This window comes from Microcystis sp. M_QC_C_20170808_M3Col (genome assembly GCF_007095505.1).
Classification (GTDB): Bacteria; Cyanobacteriota; Cyanobacteriia; order Cyanobacteriales; family Microcystaceae; genus Microcystis.
In genome coordinates this window covers 1-10,458 of record NZ_SFBY01000413.1, presented here as the reverse complement: position 1 = coordinate 10,458, position 10,458 = coordinate 1, and the positions used below count along the sequence as shown (strand labels likewise).

General features: G+C 39.4%; 9 protein-coding genes. 6 read left to right on the top strand and 3 right to left on the bottom strand.

Annotation, left to right across the window (positions count from 1 at the left end):
• Positions 1–296: 296 nt before the first annotated feature.
• A complete protein-coding gene (locus EWV84_RS18955) occupies positions 297–3,533 on the bottom strand; it encodes a type ISP restriction/modification enzyme (RefSeq protein WP_287079336.1) in 3,237 nt (1,078 codons plus the stop codon).
• Positions 3,534–3,996: 463 nt separating this feature from the next.
• On the opposite strand from EWV84_RS18955, the gene EWV84_RS18950 reads away from it, so the two are divergent.
• From EWV84_RS18950 to EWV84_RS18930, 5 genes are all read left to right on the top strand, one after another.
• A complete protein-coding gene (locus EWV84_RS18950) occupies positions 3,997–4,713 on the top strand; it encodes a DUF433 domain-containing protein (protein ID WP_287079334.1) in 717 nt (238 codons plus the stop codon).
• Positions 4,710–5,132, top strand: coding sequence for a PIN-like domain-containing protein (locus EWV84_RS18945; RefSeq protein ID WP_004157910.1), 423 nt, complete (start codon positions 4,710–4,712; stop codon positions 5,130–5,132). The genes EWV84_RS18950 and EWV84_RS18945 overlap by 4 nt, the downstream gene beginning before the upstream one ends.
• 254 nt (positions 5,133–5,386) lie before the next feature.
• Positions 5,387–5,623: a 50S ribosomal protein L28 gene (gene rpmB / locus EWV84_RS18940; RefSeq protein WP_002775299.1), complete on the top strand. Its 237-nt coding sequence runs from the start codon at positions 5,387–5,389 to the stop codon at positions 5,621–5,623.
• A 144-nt stretch (positions 5,624–5,767) separates the two neighbouring features.
• Complete coding sequence (psaK, locus tag EWV84_RS18935) at positions 5,768–6,034, top strand: photosystem I reaction center subunit PsaK (protein WP_287079330.1); 267 nt, start codon at positions 5,768–5,770, stop codon at positions 6,032–6,034.
• Between the two features lie 164 nt (positions 6,035–6,198).
• On the top strand, positions 6,199–7,335 hold the full coding sequence (locus EWV84_RS18930; protein ID WP_287079328.1) for an amino acid ABC transporter permease: 1,137 nt from the start codon (positions 6,199–6,201) through the stop codon (positions 7,333–7,335).
• A gap of 210 nt (positions 7,336–7,545) precedes the next feature.
• On the opposite strand, the gene EWV84_RS18925 is transcribed toward EWV84_RS18930, so the two are convergent.
• Positions 7,546–7,791: a ssr2422 family thylakoid membrane protein gene (locus EWV84_RS18925; RefSeq protein WP_002732005.1), complete on the bottom strand. Its 246-nt coding sequence runs from the start codon at positions 7,789–7,791 to the stop codon at positions 7,546–7,548.
• Between the two features lie 58 nt (positions 7,792–7,849).
• Positions 7,850–9,025 (bottom strand): DUF4336 domain-containing protein, encoded by a 1,176-nt coding sequence (locus tag EWV84_RS18920; RefSeq protein ID WP_287079326.1) that lies wholly within the window; start codon positions 9,023–9,025, stop codon positions 7,850–7,852.
• A 58-nt stretch (positions 9,026–9,083) separates the two neighbouring features.
• Here EWV84_RS18920 and EWV84_RS18915 point away from each other — a divergent pair, with 58 nt between their 5' ends.
• Positions 9,084–10,346 carry a YcjF family protein gene (locus EWV84_RS18915; protein ID WP_287079324.1) on the top strand — a complete coding sequence of 421 codons (1,263 nt, stop codon included), beginning with the start codon at positions 9,084–9,086 and terminating at the stop codon, positions 10,344–10,346.
• The last annotated feature ends 112 nt before the right edge of the window (positions 10,347–10,458 follow it).

Genomic DNA, 10,458 nt, shown 5'->3' with positions numbered 1-10,458 from the left:
ACTTAAACTAATAAAACGGAGAGCCTATGGCTTTAGAAACTTTCGGAATTTTTGGGTTAGAAGTATGTTGTCTTGGCATCTTGTCTGTTGATTTAGCATAAAGGGTAACGAAGAGCCAAAATTTGTTGTTTATTTTCGTTGATACAGTCCTGCTGGCGAGCGAGTGGAAGGAACCACTCCAGACACAGAGGACACAAAGAATAAGAGAGCATCCTTGAGAGTGGAGAATCATTTATAGGTGAAAAGGGACTCTTGCCAGTGGGCAAAAATTAGGTTAATGTTCTCTCAAGCGTCGGTTAACTAAAGGGGAAACCACCATATTTATTGATAATTATATCTATAGTTTCCATAATTGCGATCGATTCTCCCAAAATGGAGATAATTTGTTGATAATGTTCTAGGTCATCGTAGCTAAGGTGGCGACCTTTGCGGTCTTTTAGCCACTTCTGACACACTTGATAACCGCCGATATAAAAGTTCCAAATTTGCGGCGGAATCCCCGCAAAATACTGGTCAGAATTAATCGAAATTTGTTGTTTATTTTCGTCATATTTCACCTGTTCAACTAGATTAGAACCCGCCACGGGATAGCTACTAATTTCTTTTCCTGTCCCTTTCATCAGGTGTAACTGCACTAATCTGTCACCTTTTTTGACTAATTCCCAGAATAATTCTTTATTACTGGTGAGAGGAACACGAGGAAAGTCTATTTTTAAAAATTCGGCGTAACGTTGGCGATATTGGGGAGAGTGAAAGACGGCATAAATATAGTTAAAAATGTCTTCCGGTCCAAAGGTTTTCTTTTTGTCTCCTTTGCCATCACTGATAAATTCTAAGCCAAGCTTTGCGGAAAGTTCCTTAATAAATTCTGGTGCTAGATTGGGACGGCGACCATTTGGCGAGTTGGTTGGTTCTGTTTCAAATAAAGTTGGGGTATTGGTTGGGTAAAGATAAAGGGGGAAAACAAAGCCATTATTTGATGTTTTGGGAGAGAGACAAATCACTTCAACAATATTTTCTGATATTTGAACATGATTAAAACTTTCTCCTTTAGTCATCCTAGAGGTAATTAGTGCATAATTTTGTTGATATTTTAGGTTATACATAACATTACTTCTTGGCATACAATGAAAGCCCCTTGAATTACCCGTATAGTATGTATATCTTTTGTCAAAAGGTCTGTATAAAATAGGAGTTAATTTATCCTTAGATAAATTTGATTGCTTAATATCTTTTTGTGCTAAATTAACTTTCCAGTCCCTAGAATCTTGACCTAAATTATACTTTATTCTAGCTTCTTCTGGACTGAGATTGATAAAATCATTGACAATATCCCAAATTTCTTGTTCACTCCATTGAATAGTTAAACTATCTCTAGCTGTGACGATACCAACACTATTAACTGGCATAATTTCAGTAATTTTACAAAATTGATCATATTCCGAGCGCAGATTAATATTCTGAGGTTTAAATAGATAAAAAGGAGAATCAGGTTGTAATTCTTGCCAAGCAGTTGAACTAATATCATTTTCATCTAACCAGTGATACTTACCACCGATAATAACTTGATTCTCAATCATCTCTCTTTTGCCCCATAAATCAGCATGATAAACCTTCGCTAAATCTTGCTGACTATCTTGATACTTAATAAAAATACCAATAGCTACACCTTGCTGAATATCAAACACATTTTGATCGGTTGAACCATCGGGACAAACTTCTTTTTTCTTACTATTACCGTGTAAATCGAGGATATAAATATCATCAAAAGTTTTTAATAAACTTTGACGCATTCCCCGAAAAGTTGGGTTATCTAAATAACCATGATTAGTAACAAAAGCTAAAATTCCGTAACCAGTTTTCTCGATGCGCCATTGACCAAAGCGAATAAATTTGACATAATCATCATTTAACCATTTGGGATTTTTTTCGCCTAAAGGTTGACTATCTACCTCAAAATAACTAGCAGTTTTTCCTCCAGAAATAATATCTTTTCCCTTCAATAATTCCTTAATCCATTCTCCTGTATTTACCGAATGTCCAGAGTAGGGAGGATTACCAATAATCACCATAACAGGATGTTCTTGCTTAACACCTTGCGCTGACTCTGCTTCATCGCGAATACGATTTAAAAAACCATCAGCAGGGGGAATTTGAAAAGCTTCCTGTAGGGTGTTGGTGAGATAGATTCCTAAGCGTTCATCGGCACTAAAATCATAGCCTAATTCCTGAAGTTGTAAACCTAACTTCATGTGTGCTACGGTGTAGGGAGCCATCAGTAACTCAAACCCAAAGAGACGCGGTAATAAATGTTTACTAACATAACTTGACCACATCCCTTTTTGTTGACGAAAACTCTCATAGATATAATCGATAACAGAGTGTAAAAAAGTGCCGGTTCCCACAGCAGGATCCAGAATTAAAACTTGGTGAACTTCCTGAGTTTCTTGGCTATTATTAGGATTTTTAATCGTAATTTTTTTGGCATCGGCCAAACCTTTAGGAATCTGAAACTTATTTTTCAGAATATAGTCCACACTGCGAACCATGTAAGAAACCACGGGTTCAGGGGTATAATAAACCCCCCTAGACTCACGCATTTTACTATCGTATTCGGCTAAAAAAGTCTCATAAAAGTGAACTACAGGGTCCTCCTTGCGGGTGCGTTTTCCAAAGCTGCCCAGAATCCCCTCCATGTCCGTTTGTTGTAAAATAGTGGCTAGAGTATCCACGGCCCAAGTAATCCGCTCATCTAATTCTGTACCAGCGATTTGATGAAAAATTCCCCGCAAAAAAGGGTTAGTTTTTGGCAGTCGAAATCCTGCCGTTTCCCGGGAAAAAGAACTGATTTGATCCGTATTACAGCGCGCCGCAAATAAACCATAACAAATTGTTTGTCCATACATATCGGCAAACTGCGCTTCGTTGAGATCACTAATTAAAACTCGTTGAAAAGATTGCAATTGTTGCCGCAGCATTCCCCCGCAATCTTGATCTTTCAAAGCTTGTGCGATCGCATCCCGAATTAACTGCGCTAAAGCGGCCATTTTTTTCGCTAATTCTCGCGGTGTTGTTATCTGAATAACTTTCGAGAGAAAAAAATGACAGAACATTTGTTCTACTTGCAAAATACCCTGGGAATCAGGTTTAATTTGCTTTTTTTGATTAAGAGTTGCCACGGAAGCTGATAGACGCAATTCTCCCGATACATACCAACGAAATTCTAAATGATCGGTGATAATTAAGTTACCCAAAGCCTGTAAATAACGTTTTATTTGGGGAGTATTTTCAACCTTTTTGAGAGAAGTTCCGATATCTTTTGCTTCCAGATGACCAATTTCTACCATACCCTGATTAATCACAAAATCCGGAGCGCCACAAGCAATCCTTTTCGGTTCATTGAGAGCTTGTAGGTTATTATTTAGGGATTCAATTAATTTTTTTAAAGCAGGACGATAACTGTGTTCTGTGGCGTTACCCTGTTGATAAATGCCAGTGATTTCCTCTAGATATTTTGGCAGTGAATTAGTCATTATCGGTGCAGCCTATAAACGTTCTTCTATAGATAAAATATAACCTCATTTGCTTTCAATGTCCCCTGAGATGCGCTCATTCTACTTTATGGGTGCATCTGACATTTGCAGAAATACCGACAATCAGCAATTATCAGTGATTCTTAAATTATCACAGATATATCAGCAGCCGCCTGTAAGCATCCCACCGAAAAGCTAATGCGCGGGGGGTTTGGGGGCGGCGCCACGCCCCCAACGGGGGGTTTGGGGGGTAGAACCCCCCAAAAGCTTGGATTGACTAATAAAATCGGAAGTAATGCCCGATTTTATCAGAGAGTTTTCCCGTAAAAATCCCAACTTGCTAGATTTACAAAAATGAGATGTACCCTACTTTATCCCTATCCTCAAGGATACCAAAATTAGCTAAAATGAGATAATCGATAGGCGATAATCTCATCCCAACAACTTCACCAAAATATTAACGATGGTCAAAGTGTCATCTCCCTTATCTCTAGAGCATCTCTATCATGTTCCCACCTATACTATAGCCGATACTGCGCGCTATCTCCATATTCCTTTACCCACTCTGAGAACCTGGGTAAAGGGACGCACCTACCCCACCAAAAAAGGACAAAAAGAGTTTTTACCCCTCATTCAACGACCTAATCCGAATATTCCCCAACTTTCCTTTACTAACTTAGTGGAAGCGCACGTTTTAAGAGTCATTCGCACCGTTCATAACATCCCTCTCGATAAAGTTAGACTTACCCTAGACTATATTAGTGAACAATTTAACACCGATCATCCTCTAGTTCAAAAACAATTTAGTACCGATGGAATTGACCTTTTTATCGAACAATTTGAACATTTAATTAATGCCTCCCGTTCGGGACAATTAGCGATGAAACAAGTATTAAATAATCTCTTAACTTGTATTGAATGGGATGAACAAGATATCGCCACACGGCTTTTTCCCACTATCAACCTAAAGGGGGAAGACTTCACTGATAAAGTCCTCATGATAGACCCGAATATTTCCTTCGGAAAACCCACTATCAAAGGAACAGGAATTCCCACTAAAATTGTCACAGAACTTTATGATGCGGGGGACTCTATAGAAGATATTGCCAATGATTATAATTGTCAACGTTGGCAAATTGAAAAAGCGATTTTATTCGAGTCCAATTGGCAAGCAGTATGACCTATCAATACACCTATTTTATAGACCGTGCTTTAGGAAAGTCTATCGGTGAAGCTTTGCAAAAAATAGGGGTTAAGATTGAATTTCATCATGCTCATTTTGCCCCAGATGCACCAGATACGCAGTGGCTACCTATTGTTAGTCAAAGAGGATGGATAGTATTAACTAAAGATGTAAACATTGGTAGAAATATTTTAGAAGTTCAACAGATAGCCCGTTATCAGGCTCAAGTATTTGTTCTAGTTTCTGGTAACTTACCTCGTCAAACAATGGTTAATATTTTTGTGGAAACAATCGATAAAATCGAGAGAATAACCCAAGGTAATCAAGCTCCTTTTATCGCAAAAATATACCAAAATTGTCAAGTTAAATTGTGGAAAAATAAAAATGAATTAACCAGAATGCTAGAAACTATTTAAAACTTATTAAAATAGTTTCTATTCAGTAACAAATTACAACTAAATTTGTTGACAATATTCTCACCATTACCTTTGATGCAATTGTCGAAATTGTCTGAGCAGTGAACCAGTTTAATCAACTTCTTAATCCCCCCACTTGCTGTTAAATTTATCTCCGTTCACTTCACCCAGGGGGAAGGGGGGACTTCTGGCGAGATTTGAGTTAAACTAGAAAGGTTGACTATTGACAAACATCGATCGCACAGGAGTAAATTATGTCTAGAGTCTGTACTATGACGGGGAAAAAGGCCAATAACGCCTATGCGGTGTCCCACTCCCACCGTCGCACCAAAAAATTACAAGAAGCTAACCTACAATGGAAAAGAGTCTGGTGGTCGGAAGGCAACCGTTGGGTAAAACTACGCATCTCCACCAAAGCTATCAAAACCATTGAAAAGAAAGGATTAGCCGTCTTCGCTAAAGAAGTAGGCTTAAACTTAAATTTGTACTAAGCGAGTAGTTCAGAAGTGAAGACGAATCGGCCGTATCGTTGACTCCTGTGCTTTTGATTATTAAGTATTGCAACAGGGAGTGATGTGGGGTGAAAACTACCTTTAAGATTAAAAACTTAAAACGACCTGTTCAGGAGAATTTCAATGTATTCAACCCTATTAATGGCCGCCACCGCCGTACAAGGTTCCAACGAATGGAGTCCCAAAGTGGCGATTGTCATGATTATCTGCAATATTCTCGCTATTGCTTTCGGTAAAGCGACTATTCAACAACAAAATGTCGGTCCTGCTTTACCTTCCCCCGCTTTATTCGGTGGTATGGGATTAGGCGCTTTACTGGGTACTACCAGTTTTGGTCATGTCCTCGGCGCCGGTGTTATCCTCGGTCTCTCCCGTCTCGGAGTTATCTAAATATTTGTTGATTTTCTCAATCGGTGGCCAAAAGTCACCGATTTCTTTTGTTAAGTACCGCGCGCAAAATTAATTACACATATCTAACCACCTCTTGCCTCTTACCTTTTGCCTTTTGCATGAGTGCCTATCCTAACCAAGAAATTTATTTTGCACGACTACTTATGACTTTACCTCAAAAAAATTCTTTTTGGTACGATGAGCGATTTCAGAAGATTTTTCTACAGGTAATTATCCTGCTAATTGTCTGCCTAATTTTCTGGTTTTTTGGCCACAATTTAGTGATTAATTTCCAACGCTTACGCTTAAGTTTTGGCTTTGGCTTTCTCTTTGATCCTGACCGACCAGCTTCTTTTGCGATTGGTGACTCTCCTATTCCCTACAGTCCCACCGATACCTATTTTCGCGCTCTTTTGGTGGGATTAGTTAATTCCCTCCGCATTATGATTACTGGCATATTTTTGGCGATTAGTCTGGGAATAGTCATCGGGTTAGGTCGCTTGTCGGATAATTGGTTAATTCGTCAGTTGGCAACAATTTATGTGGAAACTATTCGCAATACTCCTCTATTATTACAATTATTTTTCTGGTATTTTGCGGTATTTCTGAAACTGCCTAAAATTGAGGACTCTCTAGAGTTCTTTGGCAGTGTATTTTTAAATAACTCAGGAGTATATTTACCTTTCCCCGCTAATAGTTTCAGGACATGGTTAGCCTTAGCTATCATTGCTTTAGGAATAATTTTCTCAGTATTTTTATATCTAAAAAATAAACTTAGTTTATGTCTAACTAGCCTACTAATCCTAGTTATATTTCCTCTAATCTGGGGTTTACAATGGCAAAGTCCCCAAGTTAATCCTATTAATCAAAATATTGACTTTGGTTTACATCTTTCTTCTGAGTTTGCCACCCTCTTAATCGGTTTAACTGTTTATACAGCTGCCTTTATCGCGGAAACAGTACGGGGGGGAATTCAATCGGTTAATCGGGGACAATGGGAAGCAGCTAAAGCCTTGGGATTAAAACCTTTATTAGTGATGAGATTAGTGATTTTTCCCCAAGCTTTGCCAGTGATTATTCCTCCTTTAACTAATGAATGTTTAAACCTTGTTAAAAACTCTAGTTTAGCGATCGCTATTGGTTATAATGATATTTATGCTATCTCTAGTACCATCGCTAATCAGACAGGAAAAGCTGTAGAAATGTTAATAGTAGTTATGGCAACCTATTTATTCTTTAATCTGGGGATTTCCTTGACTATGAATCAATTAAACAAACGGGTAAAAATTCAGGAAAGATAGTAACACACCAGAATTGAGCGATAAAGTAACTAATAAACCTCTTGCATAATTAATTTTTGAGGGTTCAAAAACGGCAAAAATAAGGATTATTGCCTAAAATATGTAAATAGACCATTTAATTGATTATTATTCATTCTTAATTCTCCTGACTACTGACTACTGGCTACTGACTCCTAACCCTAACAACAATTTTTGATTTTTACAAGAGGTCTAATGAGCATTAGCAGAATATAAAGCGGTGATAATTGCTGTCACCGCAGGACTAAGACTAGATAAAACTACCACAGAAGCGGTGGCAATGATGATAGTAGTAGCCATTCTCACCATACCGTCTGTACCTTTTTGATAGGCATCAAATTTATATTCTAAGCGGTCAACTTTTTGACCAAGTTCTTCTCGCAATTGAATCAACGCCGCTCTGATGTCATCATTACTGGGATTTTCGGGAATTTGCATGACCTTGATTAGCAATCAACTAACAACCGCATACATTATAGCAGTTCTTAGCCATAAATTACAATTTTTTATCGGGAGGAGGAGTCAATCGCCAGCGCACTAAAAAACTATCAATACTTTCTAAACATTCCAAGTCATCTTTAGGTAAATAAGAATCTTTTAACAAGAAAGAAAAAGCCTGCTGAAACTCTTGACTATCAGCTTGAATCGGACTAGCAAAATGACAAGGAATAACCTGTTTAATCGGCCATTGGGAAATTCTATCAACCCATTGACTAACCTCGTCAGTAGTGCGATTAAGAATCAAGGTTTGCAAAATGGGTGCTACTATTAACCTCCCCTCTCGACGCAAATTTAAAAAAGTCCTTTGCCAATCATCACCCCATTGAAAAGGGAATAAACCAAAATAGGCTTTTTTACTCTTTTCCTTAGCAGTAAAAGCATCTCGAAAGACCTTAATCCAATTGGGAACAGCTAAAACCGGAGGTTGAAAATAAAGAGCAAAAAGACAAATTCTTTGCCAACCCCGACGGCGATTTTCTGGGGTATTCTCCACCAAATCCTTAGCACTATTTTTAGCGTGAAACAGGAGAGGATAGGGGTCTAATTCTAAAATAGCGGGAGGATTTTCTGGGATAGAAATAATTCCATCGGTCAGCAGCAGAGTTTGAGAGTAGTGATGAAAAAAAGCCACTTCCGAGAAGTATCCCACATTCAGATCAATTGCGGGTAAAATTTCATAACTAAAATCCTTTCCTAAAGGAGTGGTTGCCGAGTCAGCAGGTAAAATTTCTGTTCGTTTTGCCGGTAAACCCAACCAACTCAAAGGTAAATTAAGAGGAAAACTCCATTGATTAGGAGCAACATAAACTATAGCCTTAGGAAAATAACGGGCAAAAGGACCGACAAAAACCTTATGTTCAATCCCAGAAATCGTCGGCAAAATAATATATTTAACTTCCCCGTGTTGACTTTCCAACTCACGCATTAAGCGAATACATTCAGGAGTCGGGGCCACTGGTGCATAAACAAATAAACCCCCAGATGCTAACTTAATTACCGTCATGCGAATCGGCACGACCACATAAAAAATACCCTGCAATTGCTCAAATGTCCAGAGCGTATCTTTCACCACTTCTTGGCGAATTGTCCGTCTTTGACCGTAGGGATAAAGTGGTACAATTGGCCAAAAAGGCCATGATAAATCTTGCGGACTAATTGCGGCTTTTGTCATCGTCTGATTCTATTGCTGAAAATCTCTATTTTAGTTATCATAAACCCTTCTAATCCCCATGACTAATAAACTGCCCATTGATTCTTTGGTCAATACTTGGAATAGTCTCACGGGGGAAGTGATGAAAAGACTCCCCATCGACCAGTTGACTAATACTGTCCTCCAGTGGTTTAGTGTTAGTGACAATCAAGTGGCGGAAATTTTAGAAAAAGTCCGTCAAGAATTACCCACCACCGAGGCGCTGTTAATCGGCAAACCCCAAACGGGAAAAAGTTCGATTATTCGGGGAATAACGGGAGTTTCGGCGGAAATCGTCGGGCAAGGTTTCCGTCCCCACACCCAAAACACCCAGCGCTACACCTACCCCGCGGAAGACTTACCCCTGTTGATTTTTACCGATACGGTGGGGTTAGGGGATGCCTATCAACACACAGACACGGTAATCGCGGAATTATTAGCAGATTTAGCCGAAAATACGGGATGCGCCCAGGTTTTTATCGTGACGGTAAAAATTAATGATTTTGCCACCGATAGCCTCCTGGAAATTACCAAACAACTGCGGCAAAAATACCCTAAAATACCCTGTTTACTGGCTGTCACCTGCCTTCATCAGCTTTATCCTCCTAATACCGCCGATCATCCCCCTTATCCTCCCGATTGCGAGGATATCAATCGCACCTATCAAGAAATTAAAGAAACTTTTAAGGATTTATATGATAATTCTGTGCTAATCGATTTCACCCTAGAGGAAGACGGTTACAACCCTGTTTTTTACGGTTTAGAGGCATTTAGAGACAATTTAGCCGATTTATTGCCAAAAGCCGAGGCTAACACCATCCACCAACTTTTAGATCGGGAAACCAGCAATAAATTAGGCAATCTCTATCGGGACGTGGCGCGACGCTATATGTTAGCCTTTTCCGTCATAGCGGCGACCTTGGCGGCGATTCCCTTACCCTTAGCGACTATGCCCGTGTTAACCGCCCTACAAGTGTCAATGGTGGGGGTTTTAGGCAAATTATACGGTCAAGTGTTAACCCCATCCCAAGCCGGCGGAGTCGTCAGTGCGATCGCTGGCGGCTTTTTGGCCCAGGCCATCGGTCGGGAATTGGTGAAATTTATCCCCGGCTTTGGCAGTGTCATCGCCGCTTCTTGGTCCGCTGCCTATACCTGGGCCCTAGGAGAGGGCGCTTGTGTCTATTTTGGCGATTTAATGGGGGGTAAAAAACCCGATCCTAAAAGGATTCAAAGGGTGATGAAAGAGGCTTTTTCCGCTGCCCAAGAAAGATTTAAAAATGTCGCTACCGGAGGAGATAATTAGGGTTTGCTGAAAAAGTTATTGAAAAGTACAGGTCTCTTAATCAATGATTTCACTTAGCTACAAGCATAAGCTTTAGTTGTTGATTAGTTTCTAAGTCATAACTTATTGTCAT